This is a genomic window from Streptomyces sp. NPDC004051 (assembly GCF_053604275.1).
The window spans coordinates 141181-160008 of the sequence record NZ_JBSGHG010000010.1; the positions used below are offsets into that span (position 1 = coordinate 141181).

General features: G+C 71.6%; 22 protein-coding genes and 1 pseudogene. 9 read left to right on the forward strand and 14 right to left on the reverse strand.

Going from position 1 to position 18828, the window contains the following annotated elements:
- Nucleotides 1-64 precede the first annotated feature (64 nt).
- The 5 genes from ACWEQO_RS14000 to ACWEQO_RS14020 all read left to right on the forward strand — a co-directional run bounded on the left by ACWEQO_RS14000 (nucleotide 65) and on the right by ACWEQO_RS14020 (nucleotide 4586).
- Complete coding sequence (locus tag ACWEQO_RS14000; protein ID WP_361458433.1) at nucleotides 65-868, forward strand: SDR family NAD(P)-dependent oxidoreductase; 804 nt, start codon at nucleotides 65-67, stop codon at nucleotides 866-868.
- Nucleotides 869-972: 104 nt separating this feature from the next.
- Nucleotides 973-1722 carry an SDR family NAD(P)-dependent oxidoreductase gene (locus ACWEQO_RS14005; RefSeq protein WP_452982554.1) on the forward strand — a complete coding sequence of 250 codons (750 nt, stop codon included), beginning with the start codon at nucleotides 973-975 and terminating at the stop codon, nucleotides 1720-1722.
- A gap of 50 nt (nucleotides 1723-1772) precedes the next feature.
- Complete coding sequence (locus ACWEQO_RS14010) at nucleotides 1773-2375, forward strand: hypothetical protein (RefSeq protein ID WP_452982557.1); 603 nt, start codon at nucleotides 1773-1775, stop codon at nucleotides 2373-2375.
- 146 nt (nucleotides 2376-2521) lie between these two features.
- On the forward strand, nucleotides 2522-3106 hold the full coding sequence (locus ACWEQO_RS14015; RefSeq protein ID WP_361458439.1) for a TerD family protein: 585 nt from the start codon (nucleotides 2522-2524) through the stop codon (nucleotides 3104-3106).
- A gap of 226 nt (nucleotides 3107-3332) precedes the next feature.
- Nucleotides 3333-4586: a helix-hairpin-helix domain-containing protein gene (locus tag ACWEQO_RS14020; RefSeq protein WP_452982560.1), complete on the forward strand. Its 1254-nt coding sequence runs from the start codon at nucleotides 3333-3335 to the stop codon at nucleotides 4584-4586.
- Here ACWEQO_RS14020 and ACWEQO_RS14025 read toward each other — a convergent pair.
- The 9 genes from ACWEQO_RS14025 to ACWEQO_RS14065 all read right to left on the reverse strand — a co-directional run bounded on the left by ACWEQO_RS14025 (nucleotide 4514) and on the right by ACWEQO_RS14065 (nucleotide 11827).
- Complete coding sequence (locus ACWEQO_RS14025; RefSeq protein WP_452982563.1) at nucleotides 4514-4900, reverse strand: ASCH domain-containing protein; 387 nt, start codon at nucleotides 4898-4900, stop codon at nucleotides 4514-4516. The two genes, ACWEQO_RS14020 and ACWEQO_RS14025, sit on opposite strands and share 73 nt — an antisense overlap.
- A gap of 114 nt (nucleotides 4901-5014) precedes the next feature.
- A complete protein-coding gene (locus tag ACWEQO_RS14030; protein WP_452982566.1) occupies nucleotides 5015-5380 on the reverse strand; it encodes a hypothetical protein in 366 nt (121 codons plus the stop codon).
- Between the two features lie 139 nt (nucleotides 5381-5519).
- Complete coding sequence (locus tag ACWEQO_RS14035) at nucleotides 5520-6308, reverse strand: ABC transporter ATP-binding protein (protein ID WP_452982569.1); 789 nt, start codon at nucleotides 6306-6308, stop codon at nucleotides 5520-5522.
- Entirely contained in the window at nucleotides 6305-7105 is an 801-nt protein-coding gene (locus tag ACWEQO_RS14040; RefSeq protein WP_452982572.1) for an ABC transporter ATP-binding protein, read from the reverse strand. The genes ACWEQO_RS14035 and ACWEQO_RS14040 overlap by 4 nt, the downstream gene beginning before the upstream one ends.
- Nucleotides 7102-7947, reverse strand: coding sequence for an ABC transporter permease (locus ACWEQO_RS14045; protein WP_452982575.1), 846 nt, complete (start codon nucleotides 7945-7947; stop codon nucleotides 7102-7104). The genes ACWEQO_RS14040 and ACWEQO_RS14045 overlap by 4 nt, the downstream gene beginning before the upstream one ends.
- Nucleotides 7944-8909 (reverse strand): ABC transporter permease, encoded by a 966-nt coding sequence (locus tag ACWEQO_RS14050; protein WP_361458453.1) that lies wholly within the window; start codon nucleotides 8907-8909, stop codon nucleotides 7944-7946. Before ACWEQO_RS14050 ends, ACWEQO_RS14045 begins: the two co-directional genes overlap by 4 nt.
- Nucleotides 8909-10429, reverse strand: a complete 1521-nt coding sequence (locus ACWEQO_RS14055) for an ABC transporter substrate-binding protein (protein ID WP_452982579.1) — start codon at nucleotides 10427-10429, stop codon at nucleotides 8909-8911. The genes ACWEQO_RS14050 and ACWEQO_RS14055 overlap by 1 nt, the downstream gene beginning before the upstream one ends.
- A 62-nt stretch (nucleotides 10430-10491) precedes the next feature.
- Nucleotides 10492-11238 (reverse strand): DUF1684 domain-containing protein, encoded by a 747-nt coding sequence (locus ACWEQO_RS14060; RefSeq protein WP_361458457.1) that lies wholly within the window; start codon nucleotides 11236-11238, stop codon nucleotides 10492-10494.
- Nucleotides 11239-11470: 232 nt separating this feature from the next.
- Nucleotides 11471-11827 (reverse strand): ArsR/SmtB family transcription factor, encoded by a 357-nt coding sequence (locus ACWEQO_RS14065; protein WP_452982582.1) that lies wholly within the window; start codon nucleotides 11825-11827, stop codon nucleotides 11471-11473.
- 165 nt (nucleotides 11828-11992) lie between these two features.
- Here ACWEQO_RS14065 and ACWEQO_RS14070 point away from each other — a divergent pair, with 165 nt between their 5' ends.
- Nucleotides 11993-13117 carry an oxidoreductase gene (locus tag ACWEQO_RS14070; RefSeq protein WP_452982585.1) on the forward strand — a complete coding sequence of 375 codons (1125 nt, stop codon included), beginning with the start codon at nucleotides 11993-11995 and terminating at the stop codon, nucleotides 13115-13117.
- 60 nt (nucleotides 13118-13177) lie between these two features.
- On the opposite strand, the gene ACWEQO_RS14075 is transcribed toward ACWEQO_RS14070, so the two are convergent.
- Entirely contained in the window at nucleotides 13178-14104 is a 927-nt protein-coding gene (locus tag ACWEQO_RS14075; protein WP_452982588.1) for a LysR family transcriptional regulator, read from the reverse strand.
- 48 nt (nucleotides 14105-14152) lie between these two features.
- On the opposite strand from ACWEQO_RS14075, the gene ACWEQO_RS14080 reads away from it, so the two are divergent.
- The gene (locus tag ACWEQO_RS14080; RefSeq protein ID WP_452982591.1) at nucleotides 14153-15112 is read left to right on the forward strand and encodes a nitrilase-related carbon-nitrogen hydrolase; all 960 of its coding nucleotides are present in this window, start codon (nucleotides 14153-14155) and stop codon (nucleotides 15110-15112) included.
- A 158-nt stretch (nucleotides 15113-15270) separates the two neighbouring features.
- Nucleotides 15271-16476, forward strand: a complete 1206-nt coding sequence (locus ACWEQO_RS14085) for a cysteine desulfurase-like protein (RefSeq protein ID WP_452982594.1) — start codon at nucleotides 15271-15273, stop codon at nucleotides 16474-16476.
- Between the two features lie 9 nt (nucleotides 16477-16485).
- On the opposite strand, the gene ACWEQO_RS14090 is transcribed toward ACWEQO_RS14085, so the two are convergent.
- A complete protein-coding gene (locus tag ACWEQO_RS14090; protein WP_452982597.1) occupies nucleotides 16486-17298 on the reverse strand; it encodes a GMC oxidoreductase in 813 nt (270 codons plus the stop codon).
- A 3-nt stretch (nucleotides 17299-17301) separates the two neighbouring features.
- Between ACWEQO_RS14090 and ACWEQO_RS14095 the strand changes: the two are divergent.
- A pseudogene (locus ACWEQO_RS14095) lies at nucleotides 17302-17646 on the forward strand (P1 family peptidase); the annotation flags it as partial.
- Nucleotides 17647-17718: 72 nt separating this feature from the next.
- Here the strand turns inward: ACWEQO_RS14095 and ACWEQO_RS14100 are convergent.
- The 3 genes from ACWEQO_RS14100 to ACWEQO_RS14110 form a co-directional block, all read right to left on the reverse strand.
- On the reverse strand, nucleotides 17719-18003 hold the full coding sequence (locus ACWEQO_RS14100) for an MGMT family protein (protein WP_452982600.1): 285 nt from the start codon (nucleotides 18001-18003) through the stop codon (nucleotides 17719-17721).
- Between the two features lie 7 nt (nucleotides 18004-18010).
- The gene (locus ACWEQO_RS14105) at nucleotides 18011-18538 is read right to left on the reverse strand and encodes a DUF488 domain-containing protein (protein ID WP_452982603.1); all 528 of its coding nucleotides are present in this window, start codon (nucleotides 18536-18538) and stop codon (nucleotides 18011-18013) included.
- An 80-nt stretch (nucleotides 18539-18618) separates the two neighbouring features.
- On the reverse strand, nucleotides 18619-18828 hold the full coding sequence (locus ACWEQO_RS14110; protein ID WP_361461286.1) for a hypervirulence associated TUDOR domain-containing protein: 210 nt from the start codon (nucleotides 18826-18828) through the stop codon (nucleotides 18619-18621).

The following is an 18828-nucleotide window of genomic DNA, read 5'->3' on the forward strand; positions in this document are numbered from 1 at the left end:
CCCCCTTCCCGGTGCGTGGCGGCCCGCACCCGCCACGCACCGGGAACTCCACGAAAGGCAGGACATGTCCTCCACCGAGCTCACCGCGCCGGCCCGCGACGACGGGCTGGCCGGCAAGGTCGCCGTCATCACCGGCGGTGCGAGCGGCATCGGCCGCGCCCTGGCCGTCGCCTACGCCCGTGCCGGGGCCCACAGCGTCGTCGGTTTCTACCCCAAGGACCCGCACAGCGCCGACGAGACCGTCCGGCAGGTCGAAGCCGCAGGCGGCCGCTGCACCGCCGTCGCGGTCGACGTCCGGGACAGCGGGCAGGTCGACGCCCTCGCCCGGGCCGCCGTCGAGACGTACGGGCGGCTGGACATCGCGGTGGCAGGGGCCGGCGTCCTGCGCCGGGCCGCCCTGGCGGACCTCGACGACGACGCCTGGAACGACATGCTCTCGGTCGACCTGACCGGTGTGCTGCGCACCTTCCGCTCCGCCGCCGCCGTGATGACCGGCCCCGGCTCCATGGTGGCGGTCTCCTCCATCGCCGGCGGGGTGTACGGCTGGGACGACCACGCCCACTACGCCGCAGCCAAGAGCGGGGTACTGGGACTGTGCCGGTCGCTGGCGACCGAACTCGCCCCGCGCGGCATCCGGGTCAACACCGTCATTCCCGGGCTGATCGAGACCCCGCAGTCGCTGGACGAGAAGAACTCACTGGGACCCGCCGGGCTCGAAAAGGCCGGCCGGAGCATCCCCGCGGGCCGGGTGGGCGAGGCCGACGAGGTGGCCCGCGCGATCCGCTTCCTCACCAGTGACGACGCCGCGTACATCACCGGCCAGGAGCTGATCGTGGACGGCGGTCTCACGGTCCGCTGGCCGGAGTGACCGACTGACGGCGGGCCGGGCGGCGGCGGGCCGAGCGGCAGGACATCAGGCAGCAGTGAACGAAAACGGCAGCGGACAGGGCCGCGGCGAGAAAGGTGAACGGCATGGGAGTCCTCGAACAACAGGTCGCGCTGGTGACGGGCGCGGCGAGCGGCATCGGGTCGGCGATCGCCGAGGCCTACGCGGCCGAGGGCGCTCGGCTCTTCCTGGCCGACCGCGACGCCGACCGGCTCTCCGCACTCGCCGAGCGCCTCACGGCGCAGGGCACGGAGACGGCCACCGCGGTCGTCGACGTGACCGACGCGGAGCAGACCCGGCAGATGGTGGAGAGCTGCGTGACCGCCCTGGGCGCGCCCGACGTCCTGGTCAACTCCGCGGGCATCCTCACCGAGGTACCGCTGGTCGAGATGGACGTCGAGACCTGGGACGAGATGATAGCCATCGACCTGCGCAGCGTCTTCCTGTGCTGCCGCTGGACGGTGCCGCACATGGTCGCCCGCGGCAGCGGCCGGGTCATCAACATCGCCAGCCAGCTCGGCCTCAAGGGCGGCGAGGGCCTGGTGCACTACTCGGCGGCCAAGGCCGGCGTCATCGGCCTGACCAAGGCGCTGGCCAGGGAGGTCGGCCCGAAGGGGGTGCTGGTCAACGCGATCGCACCCGGCCCGGTGTTCACCCCGCTGGTGGACGGCATCAGCGAGGACTGGAAGAGGGCCAAGCAGGCCGAACTGCCCCTCGGCCGCTTCGGGGTCCCGACGGAGGTCGCCCCCACCGCCGTCCTGCTGGCCAGTGACCCGGGTGGCAACCTCTACGTGGGGCAGACCCTCGGCCCCAACAGCGGCGACGTCATGCCGTGAGTGCGGCGGGTGCCCTGCGTTCCGAGTCCGTGAGAGGCGGGTGAGTTCCGATGTGCGGAGCCTGCGGCGGTGGCCGTTCCGCGCCGCGCTGGGAGGACGTGCTGGCCCCGCCCACCCGGCCGGTCCTCGCCGACCGGGCGGCACGGACCGGACAGCTCCTGGACCCCGGAGCCGGACTGCGGGTCAAGTCCTGGCTCTCCGCGGGATATCTGCTCAGCGACCGGGTCGGCCGCACCGTGCACGCGGCCGACCTGGACACGCTGTGGCGGGCGGCGGCAGAACGCGGCGCGCGGCCCAGGGGCTGGCGGCCACTGAGCGGTGCGGACACCACCGTCTCCGTCGAGCTGCCCGGCGGCTGGGACCTGGCCGCGGCGGCGGTCTGGTGCGCCGCCGCGGCCAGGGCGGCACCGGACGCCTCCCTGCACGTCACCCTGCCCGACCCCGCGGGAGACCGCGTCCTCGGCATCACCCTCGCCTCCGGCGCCGTGCGGGCGACGGTGCTGCACGGCGCCGGGAGCCCTCCCGGCGACAGCGTGCCGGACGGCCGGGCGCCCGGGGGCGCGGTGCTGATCAGCGGGGCCGGCGCGGCCGAGGCGGCCCGTCATCTGCGCGGCCACCACGACGTGACGCGCGCCCCGGCCGACCGGGGTTGACCAAAGCGGGCATCGCGACCGGGCCGGAGGCCGAAGAGCGGTCGAGAGAGGTCATATGTGCCTGTAGGGGACCCCTCACCGGGAACCACCGGGGCACCAGGCAGACTCTGTGGTTGTAATCCCTCTTCGCAAAGGATGACCCAGGCATGATCACGCTCACGAAGGAAGACGGCCCGGCGGACCTGGACGGAGTGACCCACCTGTCCATCGGAGCCTCCTGGGACCCCACCGCGGGCAGCAGCGGCGGGCTGTTGGGCAAGCTGCGCCACAAGACCGGCACCGACCTCGACCTGATCGCCATCGCCATGCACGGCGGGGACCCGGTGCGCCTCGCCGGCCTCGACTCGCTCGACCCCATGGGCAACGGCTCCCTGGTGCACAGCGGCGACAACCAGACCGGGCACGGGGACGGCGACGACGAGACCGTGACCGTCGAGTTCGCCCGGATCCCGCCCCACATCACGTCGATCGTGTTCATCGCCGCCGCCTACAAGAAGGGGAGTTCCTTCCAGAAGGCACGCAACATCAGCTTCAAGGTCTACGACGCGACCGGAGGCAGTTCCCAGCAGGTCGCCGACATCTGGCCGAGCATGCTCACCCAGGACAACGGCTGCGCCGTCGCCAAGGCGATCCGGGTCGGCAGCACGTGGAAGCTCGAAGTGATCAATGAGACGGGCAAGATCAAGCAGGGCGACGAGCACGCCCTGATGCGCTTCGCCGTCAGCAAGTAGCCCGCCCCCGGGGCCCGGGACCCGAGGGGTGCCCGGGCCCCGGGACACGGCCCGCACCGTCGGCTGCGCGAAAGGGCCCGATGTCCTTCGTGACGCCGAATTGCCGGGAGCAGGAAGGAAGGAGAGCCGTACGGTTGCCCGTTCGGGTTCTTTCCGGTTCGGCCCGCTGCGACGCAGACTGACCCTCCCCGGGGCGGACCCCGGAGAGGACACAGGGGGTGACCGCATGCGGTACGCGCACTTCTTCCGATGGCTCCTGGTCGGCGGCCTGACGCTGATCGCGAGCTCCCTCGGTGTTTACGCCGCTGCTCCGGAGTACCCCGAAACCCAGCAGATCGATTTGACCGTGCTCGACGAGAAGCCCGACGGGCAGTGCACGGTCCGGTGGACGGATCCCTTCGAACACCGACAGCGTGAAGCGCCGTACCTGTGCGATGCCGAGCGGGACCCGATCCTCAAGGCACCGCACTACGACACGGATTCCGGCCACGGCTGGGAGTCCGGATTCGTGATCGTCGAAGGCGCGGACAAGGGCGAGCTGTACTCACTGGAGCAGGGCGACGAGATCGGGGAGCGGATCGGGCTCTCCGACGCGCTGGTGACCGTCGGGTTGCTGCTGACGATCGTCGCCCTCGTCGGCGGGAACGTCGACGCGATGAACCGGGGACGCGGTGCGGACCCGAAGGTCGTCCGCGCGGCGACGCGGCTGAGGGGGGCCGCCGCGCTGGTGGCCCAGGACCATGGGCGGGCCGTGGAAGCGGTGCGGACGGCCTGGGCCCCGCTGCACCGGGAACTGGTGGACGGTGAGCTGAGCCGGATCCCGGTTGCCCGGCTCCCGAGGACGGCCGGAGTGCGGGCGCGCGCCAAGGACTTGGAGAAGGGCGGGGTCCGCACCGTGCGGGACGTGCTGGACGCCGGGGTGTGGCGGCTGGCGCAGATTCCCGGCGTGGGACGACCGGCTGCGGGGCAGATCGTGGCCGCCGCCCGGCGGATCGCCGATGAGGTGCACGAGGCGGCGGCGGTACGGATCGATGCGGGGCGACCCGAGCCGCGGACCACGGCACTGGTCGTCGCTCTACGGGTGCTGGTGGAGGCAGGGCCGACGGTACGGCACGCGGCCGAGGCCGGCAGGGAACTGACCGCGCGACTGGATCCGGTACTGGCCGCCGCCGCACCGGCGTCCGGCTGGAAGCAGATGCTGAGGGCGGGGAGGGAAGAGCGCCAGGAAGCCCGGGACGCGGTGGCCGAGCTGCGTGTGCTGCTGGCCGAGGCCGAACAGGTGGGCATGGCACGGCAGTTCGCCCAGGCCTCCGTCGACCTGTTGCGAGGACCGGACAGTGGTCCGGACGGGCTGTCCGCGTGGGTGGACTTCGAGACCCGGCCCAGGGAGTACTACCGCCGGCTCACTCAAGCCATGAGCGGCCCCGAACGTGTCGGGACAACGCGGAAAGCCAGGCAGACGACGGGCGTGTCGTCCTGAACCGGAGTGCCCTCGCGCTCCCAGAAACGGCGGTGCCCGGCGCGCCACTCCTCCAGGGAGGCGTCTCCCTCGCCCTCGGCGGCGGCGTGTTCCCAGGTGACCTCGCTGAAGGAGGTCAGTTCCACCCCGGTGATCTCGATGGTGGCGACGGCACGGCCGCCGTTGTCCACAAGGGCCAACCGCTCACCGACGAACTCCAGACCCTCGGTCTCCTCGACGTACTCCGCCAACAGACCGGTCGTGGCGGTCTTCCGGCCGGCCAGGACGAGGGAGTTCAGTTCGGTCCGCAGGTCATCGGGGGTACCGAGTTCCATCGCGCGCATACCGTCGACACGTGGCCACACTGCCGCATCGCCTCACTTGATCACCCGCGTCGGTCGCGGTCCGCTCCGGGGCGATCATTATGGCCCGGAGCCTGGGCGACCCCCTCAGGCCCGGTCCGTCAACTCCTCCGCGTAGACCTGGGACAGCGGCTGGGGACCGACGTACTGCCGGCAGTTGCACTCCCCGGCCTCGTAACGCAACGGTTTCTTGTTCTCGTCCCAAGCCGTCGGTATCTCGACGCGTTCGTGGCACCGCCCCTGTTTGTCGTGCTTGGCGAGGTGGTGGGTGCACCCGCACACCGGTTCCGGGGGCTTGTGCGCCGCTTCGACGGCCAGTCGTTCCTGCTTCGCCGCCTCCAGCAGTTCGAGCTTGCGCTCGTGCCGGTTGCGCAGCGCGGTGCGGACGTTGTCGGCGGCCCACGCGAAACCGCCCGTCCAGAAGAGGACGAGTACCCACCAGATCCAGTTCATCAGCCGACTTCCCCCTGTCCGGCGTGCGGCTGCCCCGGTGCCGGGTCTGCGCACCGGGCACGGGACCAGGACAGGCGGGAGCGCAAGGGAAGGCCGGAACGGGGATGCCGCGGTACCGGACCGGGCGGCTCCCCGCGTCTCACACGGGAAGCCGCGGCACGCTCTCGAGGAGCCGGCGGGTGTACGGGTGCGCGGGGGAGCCCAACACCTGTGCGGTGTCCCCCTGTTCGACGACCCGACCGCGTTCCAGGACGGCGGTGCGTTCGCACAGGGACGCCACGACCGACAGGTCGTGGGAGACCATGACCACGGTCAGCCCCTGTTCCCGCTGCAGTTCGGCGAGCAGATCGACCACGGCGACGCGCGTCGTGACGTCCAGCGCGCTGACGGGTTCGTCGGCCAGCAGCACCCGCGGACGGCACACCGTCGCCCGGGCGATCGCGATGCGCTGGCGCTGGCCGCCGGAGAACTCGTGCGGATAGCGCTCGGCCGCGTCCGCCGGAAGCCCCACCCGCTCCAGCGCCTCGGCCACCTTGGGGGCCGCGGTGGCCTTCGAGTCGAGGCCCAGGGAACGCAACGGCTCGGCGACGATGCCGCCGACGCGGCTGCGGGGGTCGAGCGAGGAGTACGGGTCCTGGAAGACGCACTGCACGCTGCGCCGGAAGTGCCGCATCTGCCGGCGGTCACGCACGTTCAGTCCGGCGCCGTCGAAGCCGACCGTGCCCCGGGTCGGCCGGGCCAGGCCCAGGAGCAGCCGCAGCAGAGTCGTCTTGCCCGCGCCGGACTCGCCGACGAGCGCGAGACTGCGGCCGGCCTCGACGGTGAGGGAGACGTCCCGCACGGCGGGCGTGGCGCTTCCCCGGTGGTGCAGGGAGACGTCCTTCAGCTCCAGGACCGGCGGCGGTGGCGGCAGTGGCGGCGGTGTCATTGGGCGACTCCCAGGTTCAGGGCGGACTCCAGTCGCCGGGCACTGCCCACCAGCGCCCTGGTGTAGGGGTGGTCCGGTGAGCGGACGAGGTCGAGGAGGGTGCCCTCCTCGACGGCGCGGCCCCCGCGCATGACCAGGGCACGGTCGGTGATCCTGGCGACGACGGCGAGGTCGTGGCTGACGAAGACGACGGCCATGCCGCGCTCCCGCACGAGGGTGTCGATCAGGTCGAGCATCTCGGCCTGCACGGACACGTCGAGTGCGGTGGTCGGCTCGTCCGCGATGAGCAGCTTCGGGTCACAGGCCAGTGCCATGGCGAGCGCGACCCGCTGGCGCTGGCCGCCGGACATCTCGTGCGGGAAGGACCGGGCGATACGGTCGGGTTCGGCCAGCCGTACCTGTTCCAGGGCGTCGACGACGGCCTTCCTCAGGGCGGCGCCCTTGAGTCCCCGCCGCCTGCGCAGGGGTTCGGCGACCTGCCTGCCCGCACGCATCAGCGGGTCCAGGGCGGTGAGCGGTTCCTGGAAGACGACGGCGGCGTCCCGCCCCCGCACGCGCGTGAGGTGCTCCTCGCGCGCGCCGACGATCTGGGTCCCGGCGAGCTCGACGCTGCCGGTGGCGGTGATGCCCTCCGGCAGGAGGCCGAGGACCGCCAGCGCGGTCAGCGACTTGCCGGAGCCCGACTCGCCGATGAGGCCGAGCCGTTCGCCGGGTGCGACGGACAGCGACAGGTCGTCGACGAGTGTGGTTCCGTCCGCGGTGCGCAGGGTGAGGCCGCGGATGTCGAGGAGGGTCATGCGCGCCTTCGCCGGGTCGTCGGGTCGAGGGTGTCGCGCAGGCCGTCCGCGACGAGGTTCACGCCCACGACCAGCACGACGAGCAGAACGCCGGGGGCGAGCGCGCCGGCCGGTGCGGTGGTGAAGGTGGCCTGCGCCTCCTGGAGCATGCGGCCCCACGACGCGTGGGGCGGCGGTGCGCCCAGCCCCAGGTAGGACAGGCCCGCCTCAGCCAGCACGGCGAGCCCGAACTGGAGGGCCAGGTTGACCGCGAGGGTCGGCCAGATGTTGGGCAGGACGTGCCGGGCCACGGTACGCGGCCAGGACGTGCCGGAGATACGGGCCGCGGTGATGTAGTCCTGGTTCAGGACCCGTTTGACCAGGATGCGGGTGAGCCGGGCCACGACCGCGCTCTGCGCGAGTCCGATCGCCAGCACGGCCGAACCGAGCGTCGCCGAGCGCGCGGCGACGATGAGCATCGCCAGCAGCAGGGTCGGGAAGGCGATCAGGATGTCGAGGAACGCGGAGAGGGTGTCGTCCAGCCAGCCCTGCGCGAAGGCCGCGAGCAGCCCCAGCAGGACTCCGAGGGTTGCCGCGATCAGGACCGAACCCAGCCCGGCCTCCACGGCGATCCGCGATCCGATCATCACCTGGGTGAACAGGTCGCGTCCGAGTTTGTCGGTGCCCAGCAGGTGGCCGGCCCCGGGAGCGGTGAGCCGGCCGCCGGAGGTGTCGTCGGCGTCGTACGGGGTCCACACCAGCGAGACGAGCGCGAGCAGTGCGATCAGACCCGCGAGCACGCACCCGGTGACCAGGGTGTACGAGCGCACCGGGCGGCGTCGTCCGACGGCGGCCCCGGTCATCGGGCACCTCCCGCGAGGCTGCCGCGCAGCCTCGGGTCGATGATCCGCTGGACGAGGTCGGCGGCGAAGCCGATGAGCAGGACGGCCAGGGTGGAGACGAACAGCACGCCCTGGACGACCGGGTAGTCGTGCTGGGCGATGCCGGTGACGAGCAGGGAGCCGAGGCCCGGCAGCGCGAACACGGACTCCACGACCACCGCGCCGAGCAGGGTGGACGCCAGCTCGATACCGAGGACGGAGACCACCGGAACGGAGGCGTTGCGCAGCCCGTGCCGCCACATGGCCTGTCCGAACGAGGAGCCCAGCGCCCGTGCCGTGCGCAGGTAGTCACTGCCCAGGACGTCCAGGGTCGCCGAGCGGACGTACCGGATCAGCGACGCGCTCATCACCAGCGCGATGGTCACCACGGGCAGCACCAGCGACCGGATCGCCTCGCCGGGCAGCGACCAGCCGTCCGGCGGGAAACCGCCGGCCGGCAGCCAGCCCGCGTTCAGCGCGAACACGGCGATGAGGATCATGCCGAGCCAGAACACCGGTACGGCGATGCCCAGTTGCGAGACACCGCTGAGCAGGCCGCCGTACCAGGTGTGCCGCTTGTACGCGGCCGTGAACCCGGCCGGCAGCGCGATCAGGACCGCGAGGACGAACGCGGCCAGCGTCAGCGGGACCGTCACGTGGAGCCGGGCGGCCACCTCGGGCCCGACCGGCAGCGTGCTGACGAACGAGGTTCCCAGATCCCCGCTCGCCAGCTGCCCGAGCCAGTGCGTGAACTGCTCGGGCAGCGGCTTGTCGGACCCGATGGACTGCCGGGCCGCAGCGATCTGCTCGGGGGTCGCGCCCACCGTGGTGAGCGCGTTGGCGGGGTCGCCGGGCAGCAGCCGCAGCAGCGCGAACAGCACCACGCTCGCGAGCGCCAGCGACACCAGCAGGAAGGCGAAGCGGCGCAGGAGGTACCGCGTCATCAGCTCTTCTTCTTGATGTCGTAGGCGAAGAACTGCGAGTTGAGACCGTTGAGCGGGTAGCCGGACAGCTTGGTGTTCGCCACGACGATCTGCGGGTAGAGGTAGAGCCACTCGCTCGCCGCGTCCTCGGCGGTCTTGCGGTTGACCTTCTTCAGCAGCTCGGTCTGCTCCGCCTCGGTGGCGGCCTCCTCGGCCTCCTCGACCCAGCGGGTGACCTGCTTGTCGTCGTAGCCCCAGTAGAAGTCGGGGTTGCCGTACCAGACCAGGTCGCGGTCGTTGACGTGCTCCTGGAGCGTGGCCGTGAAGTCGCGGTTCTGGTAGATCTTCGTGTACCACTCGTCCGACGTGATCGTGTTGATCTTGACGGTGATGCCGACCTTGGCCAGCTCCGACTTGATGAACGTCGCGGCGGTCGGGTGCGGGTCGTAGTTGGGGGTGTCGAGGGTGAAGGTGAAGCCGTCCGCGTGGCCGGCCTCCTTCAGCAGCTTCTTGGCCCGTGCGGGGTCGTGGGTGTCGACCTCGGTGAGGTCCTCGTACCACGGGTCGGTGGGCGGCACCATCGAGCCGATGAGCTTGCCGTAGCCGCCCCAGACGGATTCCAGCAGCTTCTTGTCGTCGATCGCGGCGGAGACGGCCTGCCGCACCTTGACGTCGGTGAAGGGCTCGGCCTTGTCGTTGAAGGCGAGCAGCAGCTTGGTGGTGGAGTTGCCGTCGTTGACCTTGTAGTTCGGGTTCGACGTGAACTGGTCCAGGGCGTCGGGCGACTGCTCGCTGGTGACGATGTCGACGGCGTTGGTCAGGAGCGCGTTGTTCAGCGCGGTCGCGTCCTTGTAGTAGTGGAAGACGACCTGCTTGTTGGCCGCCGCCTCACCCCAGTACCCGCCGAACCGGTCCAGGCTCAGGGCCGATCCGCGCGTCCACTTCTTCAGCCGGTACGGCCCCGTGCCGTCCTCGCTCGTCTTCAGGTCCTTCGCCTCGGAGTTGATGATCCAGACGTAGGAGAGGTTGTAGACGAAGGAGATCGACCGCTTCGACAGGGTGACCTTCACCGTCCGGGCGTCGGGGGCGGCGATGTCCTCGATCACCTCGAGGCTGCTCTTGCGGGAGGACTGCGATTCCTCGGCGAGCACCCGCTCCAGGCTGTACTTGACGTCCTGGCTGCTGAGCTGCTTGCCGCTGTGGAACGTCACACCGTCCCGGAGGGTGAAGGTGTAGGTGAGGCCGTCCTCGCTGACCTGGTGGTCCTCGGCGAGCAGCGGCTCGACCTCGCCGTCGTCGGCGAGCTTGAACAGCCCTTCGTAGACGTTGCCGTTGAGGGCCTCGGTGACGCCCTGGCCGCCACCCGCGGTGTTGTCCAGGTTCTGCGGCTCGTAGAGGGAGCCGATGTTGACGGTGGCGTCCTTGTCGTACGCGCCGCCCGCCGCGCCGCCACCCCCCGAACCACCCCCGCACGCGGAGAGGGCCAGGGCGAGCGTGACCGTGGTGGCGGTGCCGTACAGGGAGGACTTCTTGATGCTCATGACAGGGTGTGCCTTCGTGCTGCGGGGAGGAAGAGGAGGGTGAGGAAGGACAGCGGAGGTGATCAGCGCTGCGCCGGGAAGCCGTCGCGGAAGAGGGGGAGCTTCTCGCCGGCCTCGACGGGCAGGTGGAAGCGGTTCTGCCGCGGCGGCATCGGACAGTTGTACTGGTCGGAGAAGCCGCAGGGCGGGACGAAGGCGCGGTTGAAGTCGAGCACGACCCGGCGGTCGTCGTCCGCCGTCCGCCGCACGAACAGGAAACGCCCCGCTCCGTAGGTGGTGACGCCGTTGGTCGGGTCGCCGAAGACCAGCAGCAGGGTGCCATCGTCGTCGAAGGCGCTGAGGGTGTACGTGTGTCCGTCCAGCGTGAGCTCGATGTCCCCCGGGACCACCAGGTCACGGGTGCCACCGTTGTCGCGGATGTGCTCGAAGGGGACGCGCCGGGCGCCCGGCACCGGTGTGTAGGAGGCCTCCAGGACCCATGCCGGGTCATGGGGGAAGACGTCGGTGCCGTCGAAGTGGCGGAGGGCCGGTGCCGCGGAGTCCCAGAACCGGAGCCCGTACTCGGGCGTGCCGGTGACGCGGTCGGTGCGCTCCAGCGTGGTGACGGTCACCGTGTCCGGCTGCCCCGCCCGGGCCGCCTCGACATCGGGACGCTCACCGGCCGGAAGCCAGCGGGTCTCGACGAGGGCGAGGTTTCCCGTCGGCGAGATGAGCGCGCGACGGCGCTCGGCACGCCAGGCGTCCCATTCCGCCGCGGAATCGGCGGCGGGCGGGACGGGGACGGCGGGGTGGGACACGGTCTGACTCATTCACGTCGGGGTCGGGGGCGATCACGCCGTGCGCAGCACGTCGTATGAATAGATGCCCAAAGCATGAAATATATGATCCATAAGTCGACCTAATGTCAAATTGCGTACCGCCCCGTGAGGCCGCGCACACGCGGGGGTGATGCCGGCGCTCGCCGCCGACGCGGTGACCGTGCTGTTCCGTCGCCGTGCCCGGGTCGGTGCCGGTGCGGCACGGCAGGCGCGGCGCGGACTTTCAGTGCGTTTCCGCGGCCGCGGGCTCCTTCGCGGCCAGGATGGCGGTCAGCAGCCCGGGAAAACGCTGCTCCAGCTCCGTTTCGCGCAGTTCGCTGTAGCGCGAGGTGCCCTCCTCGTACTGCGAGATGACGCCGCTCTCCCGCAGGACCTTGAAGTGGTACGTCGAGGTCGACTTGGACACCGCCAGCCCGAACGCGCTGCAGTTCATGGGGTGGCCGGCCCGCGCGAGGGAGCGTGCGATGCCCAGCCGCAGCGGCTCGCAGAGGGCCCGCAGTACCAGCTCCACCGGGACCTCGTGCAGATCGGGGTGGGGGAGGGGCTTCTTGGCGGGCGCACGCCTGGCATGAGTGGACACGGGAGGAGTCTACGCCCCGTGGTACGTTGAATCTCGTAGTACGAAAAAATTCCGACAACGGTCCGCCGGTGATCCGCGATCGTGCGGGCACGCGTGACCACGCGCCCTGCCGGCCGGACCGAGTCGAGAACCGCCGCACCCGACCCAGGCGCAACGGAGAGACCCTTGACCGACCCCACCCCGCAGCCCGGCGCGACCGGCGACCTGCTGTACACGCCCTTCGACCTCGGCGGAGTCCGCCTGGGCAACCGCACCGCCCTGGCCCCCATGACGCGGATCAGCGCCACCGAGGACGGCATGGTCACCGACCGCAACGCGCGCTACTACACCGGGTTCGCCCGTGGCGGTTTCGCGCTGGTCATCACCGAGGGCGTCTACCCCGACACGGAGCACAGTCAGGGGTACCTGTACCAGCCGGGGCTCGCGACAGCGGCCCAGGGCGAGGCATGGCGGCCGGTGGTCGAGGCCGTGCACGCCGCGGGCAGCGCCATGTTCGCCCAGCTCATGCACGCGGGCGCACAGTCCCAGGGGAACCGCTTCCGCCAGGGAACGGTCGGCCCCTCCGCCGTGGCCCCGCGCGGCGAGCAGCTCTCCTTCTACCGGGGCAGCGGCCCCTACGCCACGCCGAGGGCCCTGGACGTCCGTGAGCTCGCCGACATCCGCCGGGGCTTCGCGGACGCGGCCCGCCGCGCGAGGGCAGCGGGCTTCGACGGCGTGGAGGTGCACGGCGCGAACGGCTATCTGCTCGACCAGTTCCTCACCGACTACCTCAACCGGCGCGAGGACGGACACGGCGGCAGCGTCGAGAACCGCGTACGCCTGGCGGCCGAGGTCGTGGACGAGGTGCTCCAGGCCGTGGGATCCGAGATCGCGGTCGGCATCCGCGTCTCCCAGTCCAAGGTCAGCGACTTCCACCACCGCTGGGCCGGCGGAGCCGAGGAGGCCGAGATCATCTTCACCACCCTGGCCCGCACCGGCGTCCACTTCCTGCACACCACCGAGCACAAGGCGCTCGAGCCCGCCTTCCCCACCGGTACGGAGACCCTGGCCGAGCTCGCGAAGAAGTTCAGCGGGCTGCCGGTGATCGCCAACGGAGATCTGGGAGACCCTGAGTCCGCCCGTACCGTACTGGGTTCAGGGGCCGCCGACGTCGTCGCGCTCGGCAAGGGCGCCCTCGCGCAGCGGGACTGGCCCCACCGGGTGCGCGACGGTCTCGAGGTCGCGACCGAGATGCGTCCCGACACCCTCGGGCCGCTCGCCGACGTCAAGGACTGGGAACTGGCCCCGTGACCACGCCGGCCCGACCGGCGCGTGGCCGTCCGCGGCCCGCCCACCCCGACGGCGCCCGGCTCAGGACCGCCGGGCCCCGCGGGCCGCGTCCTCGACGAGGCGGCGGAGCCACAGATGGGCGGGATCGTCGGTGAGGGTGCCGTGCCAGATCGAGCTGACCGTGTAGTCGGGCATCGGCAGGGGCGGCGGGGAGGCGGTCAGACCCAGGGCCCCGGCGTAGACGGCGGCCGCGTGGGAGGGGAGCGTGGCCAGGGCGGGCAGGGCGGGAAGGTGGAGAACGGCTCCGGCGAAGTGGGTGGTGGAGGCGATCACCCGGCGTTCCAGTCCCCGTGCCTCCAGGATGTCGTCGACGATGCCGCGCCGGCCGTCGTAGGAGATCAGCAGGTGCGGGTGGGCCAGATAGTCCTCCAGGGTGATCGGGGTCCCCAGGGGCAGCAGGCGCTGGTCGAACAGACAGGTGTAGCCGGAGTCGAACAGGTCGTGGCTGCGGTGATCGGCCCCGTGGGCGGGGGCGGCGGACACACCGAGGTCGATCTCACCCCGGTCGATCATGCCGGTGACGGTGTTCCGGTTGGCCTGCCGTACGGCGATCCGGACGCCCCGCAATCCGGCGGTGGCGGCCAGCAGCCCGGGCATGAGTGCCGCCTCCAGGTCGTCCGACATGCCCAGGGTGAAGACGCGCCGGGCCGTGCGGGGGTCGAAGCGGTCCCGGTCGGTGACCACGCCGTGGATCAGCCCGAGAGCCGGCTCGATACGGCGGGCCAGTTCGACGGCGCGCGGTGTGGGCTCGACACCGCCACCGGTGCGGGTGAACAACTCGTCGTCGAACAGCCCGCGGAGCCGGCCCAGGGCGGCGCTGGTCGCACTCTGGCTCAGATGCAGGGCGGCGGCGGCCCGGGTGACGCTGCGCTCCCGCATCAGAGCGGAGAAGACGACCAGCAGGTTCAGGTCGGCCTTGCGGAATTCGGTCTCATAGATGTCGATCATCGTAAAGATGAGTTTGCCGGAGGGGGCGAGGGTTCCTACGGTCGACGCATGACCGCTGCCGCCCCCGTCGCGCCTGCCCTGCCCCGTCGCACCGTGACCGTCGCCGTCGTCCAGGCGGCGGCCCCCCTGTTCGACACGCCCACCGCGCTGATGCGGGCGGAGGAACTCATCCGTGAGGCCGCCGGCCGGGGCGCCCGAGTGATCGTGCTGCCCGAGGCGTACCTCGGCGGCTACCCCAAGGGACTGGACTTCGGCATCACGGTCGGCAGCCGCACCCCGGCGGGCCGCGACCTCTTCCGCCGCTACCACGCCGCGGCCGTCGACGTTCCCGGACCGGAGGTCGAGACACTGGCCGCCGTCACCCGGGAACTCGGCTGCCACGCCGTGGTCGGCGCGGTCGAGCGCAGCGGCGGCACCCTCTACTGCGTCGCGCTCTTCTTCGGCCCCGAGGGCTACCTGGGCCTGCACCGCAAACTGATGCCCACGGCGGCCGAACGCTACCTGTGGGGGCAGGGGGACGGCTCCACCCTTCCCGTCGTCGACACCGGCACGGCCCGCCTCGGCGCGGCCATCTGCTGGGAGAACTACATGCCGCTGCTGCGCACCGCCATGTACGCCAAGGGCGTCGACCTGTGGTGCGCGCCGACGGTGGACGACCGCGAGGCATGGCAGTCCACCATGCGTCATGTCGCCCTGGAGGGCCGCTGCTTCGTCCTCAGCGCCTGCCAGTACCTGCGCCGCGACGCCCTGCCGGCCGACCTCCACCCCGTCCAGGGCGACGCGCCGGACACGGTCCTGATCGGTGGCGGCTCGGTCATCGTCTCCCCGCTCGGCGACGTCCTGGCCGGACCGCTCCGCGACGGCGAGGGCATCCTGACGGCCGAACTCGACCTCGACGACCTCGCCAGGGCGCGCTTCGACTTCGACCCCGTCGGCCACTACGCCCGCCCCGACGTCTTCACGCTCCACGTCGACGAGTCGCCCCGTCCGCCCGTGACCGGGGGCTGATCGAGCCCGGCGGCCGCCGGATGAGACCCTCGTCAGTGTCCATGAGGCTGTGATTCACCGGTTCACCGATTCGCCGGTTCACCGATTTGCCGACTCGTCGATTCATCGACCACCGATGGCCACACCACCTTCGCGCAAGTGACCGAACGGGAGTTCTCGTGACGTACGACATCGACGCCATCCGCGCGCAGTTCCCCGCGCTGGCCGCCGGGATCGCCCACTTCGACGGCCCCGGTGGTTCACAGACACCCCGGCCCGTCATCCGGGCCATCGCCGACGCCCTGTCCCATCCGCTGTCGAACCGCGGCCACCGCGTGGCGGGTGAGCGCAACGCCGAGACCATCGTCACCGACAGCCGCCGGGCCATGGCCGACCTGCTGGCCGCCGATCCGGCGGGGATCGTCTTCGGGCGCAGCGCCACACAGCTCACCTACGACTTCTCCCGCGTCCTCGCCAGGACCTGGTCACCGGGGGACGAGGTGGTCGTGACCCGGCTGGACCACGACTCGAACATCCGGCCCTGGATCCAGGCGGCGGCCCGGGCGGGGGTCGCCGTCCGCTGGGCCGACTTCGATCCGGCCACCGGGGAACTGACCCCCGACGCCATCGCGGCCGTCCTGTCGGAGCGTACGCGGCTGGTCGCCGTGACCGCGGCCTCCAACCTCATCGGTACGCGTCCCCGGATCGCGGAGATCTCCCGTCTGGCGCACGACGCCGGTGCGCTCACGTACGTCGACGGCGTGCACTACACCGCCCATTCCCTGGTCGACGTGGCGCAGTTGGGCGCCGACTTCTTCACCTGCTCGCCCTACAAGTTCCTGGGTCCGCACCACGGCGTTCTCGCCGCCCGCCCCGAACTGCTGGAGACCCTGTACCCCGACAAGCTCCTGCCCTCCACGAACACGGTGCCGGAACGCTTCGAACTCGGCACGCTGCCCTATGAGTTCCTTGCCGGCACCCGCGCCGCCGTCGACTTCCTCGCCGGATTCGACACGGACGCCGAGGGAACCCGGCGCGAGCGGCTGGCCGCGGGGTTCGCGGCGCTCGAGGAGCACGAGGAAGCGCTGCGGGCCCGGTTGGACAAGGAGCTGAGCACCCTCGACGGCGTCACGGTCCACTCCAACGCCGCCGACCGCACCCCCACCCTGCTGCTGACCTTCGACGGCCGCAGCACGACGGACGCCTACGAGTTCCTGGCGGACCGCGGCGTCCACGCGCCCTCCGGATCCTTCTACGCCATCGAGGCCTCCCGGAAACTGGGCCTGGGCGACACCGGCGGCCTGCGCGTCGGCCTCGCGCCCTACACCCACGCCGGGGACGTCGACAGGTTGGTGGAGGGCCTGGCGGACTTCCTGCGCTCCTGACGCGGACCGTCAGCGCCGCATGGCGTCGGCGACGACCTCACCGATGAGGACGGCGGTGGCGGCGGGCCCCCGGTGAGGGGCGTCCGGCAGGATCGAGGTGTCCGCGACACCCAACCCCCGCACGCCGTGGACGCGTCCGAACTGGTCCACGGCGGCGTGCTCGGGGTCGTCGGCGGGGCCCATCGCAACCGTGCCGCAGGTGTGCTGGGCGGTGCCAAGGTGCTCGCGGATCCACCGGTCGAGGGCCCGGTCGTCGTCCAGGATCTTACGGCCGGGGCCGGCCGGCCCCCGGGCGACGTCGGCGAGGGGCGGACTTTCGAGGAGGGCCGCGGCGACGCGCACGCCCTCCCGGAGACGGCGGCGGTCGTCCGGGCGGCCGAGGTAGCCGTAGTCGACGCGCGGCGGAACGGCGGGGTCGGCCGAGCAGAGGCGCAGCCGGCCGGTGGGACGGGGGGCCATGGCGGACACGAGGAACGGCAGGGGGCCACCGGCCGTGCCCTCGCCCCCGGTCAGCCGGGACATGGGCACCAGCGACTGCAGGATCTCCAGATCGCCGGGGCCCTCCCCGCCGTCCGGCGCCACGGGCCCGCCGCCCGGCGAGGTGAGGTGCAGGCACCCACCGAGCCACGAACCGGACGGCGGGCCCCAGGCCTCGCGAGGAGTCCACTCCAGGACCACCTGCGGGTGGTCGCTGAAGCCGGAGCCCACGGCAGGGGCGTCCCGCACCAGGGGGATGCCGAGGCGTTCCAGGTCGGCGCACGGCCCGATGCCGGACAGGTGCAGAAGATGAGGGGTGGCCAGGGCGCCGGCGCAGAGCACCACCGCACCGGCGCCCCGGACGACGCCCGGCAGCTCACCCGTGTCGCACGGCGTGCGGTGTTCGCCCCGGCCCGTACGGGCGCGGCCCACAACCATGGCAGCGGCGACTACGCCGTGGCGTTCGGTACGCGACCCGGCACCGGCACCCCCGTGGCGGACGCCGAACCGGGACCGTTGTTCGAAGCGGTCCTCGACGGGGTCGAGGAGGCGGTGCTCGACTCACTGCTCGCCGCGACGACGACCACCGGTTTCAACGGCCGGACGGTACCGGCGCTCCCGGCGGACCGTCTGCTCGCCGCCCTCGCCGCCCTCGCCGCCCTCGCCGCCCCTGCGCCACCATGGGCATGCTGACAACCGACAGCGGCCGGACGGGACGCACCGCGGGCCGGCGGCCCGGACCTGCCGGACACACACCGGAAGGCGTCACGCGGTCCAGCGGTACCGTGCCCGCGGCATGTCCACGCGCCTGCCACGCATCGGAGTGGCCTCGTCGCCGAGCAGTTCCGGCGCCGTCCCGCCATGGCAGGAGGCGGGCGTCCCGTCCGCGTGGACGACGCGCCACCACGGCACACTCTCGTCGAGCAGGCTCATGGCGCGCCCCACCTGCCGCGGGCCGGCCCCGATCCTCCTGCCGATGTCCCCGTAGGAGGCGACGGAGCCGGCCGGAATGGCGAGGACCGCCTCCCGGACGTCGTCGACCAAGCCCATGGCGGCCTCAATCGGTCGGTGGATAGATCAGGTGCCCGTCGCGGACCCGGGCGTGCTCGTTCAGGACGGCCGGCCTCGACGTCGTGCCCGACAGGATGTGCACCACCTCCGCGCCGGCGACGAGCAGCGCGTCGGAGACCAGCCTGCGGTGGCACCGCCACGGCACCGCCTCGCTGCACATGATGGCCGGCCGTTCGCGCTCAGCCAGTTCGAGGAGTTCGTCCAGACCTTCCGCGAATTCGTCACCGGCCATGTGGTCGGCGTAATCACGGAATGCTTTCACTCGCCATGCACCGTTCTCGCTCGGTACGCCCTTGGGCGTGTACCGCCGGCCGCCGAGCCCGGCGATCCAGCGGTAGGCGACATCGGACGGCAGGGCATCGACGATCGCCGCCTGGTTCCACTGCGGATACTTCCTCGAGGACGGGTACGAGCGGACATCGACCAGACAGGTGACGCCGTTGTCCCGCAGCATCTGCAGCACTTCGTCGAATTCGCGTGTCGAGTGCCCGATGGTGTGGATGCGGTTCGTCATCTCGAGATCCCACCCGGATCGCACCGTTCTCCGGTCGTTCTGCCGCCCGGAGCGCGCCTCGAAGGCCCGAACACCGTTTCCTACCGCTTCGTCAACGCTCCCCCCTTGTGCATGGCGATGTGGCCGGTCCTGTCGCTCCTGATCTCGTATTGCGGATCGTCCTTCGAGCAGCGGCGCGTGTGCCCCTTGTACTCCACGTCATGCGTGTGCTTCTTGACGATGACGCCTTCCACGTGCCCGGCTTCCGAGTTCCACCGCACATGGTCTCCGACGTCGAACTGCTCGGCCAT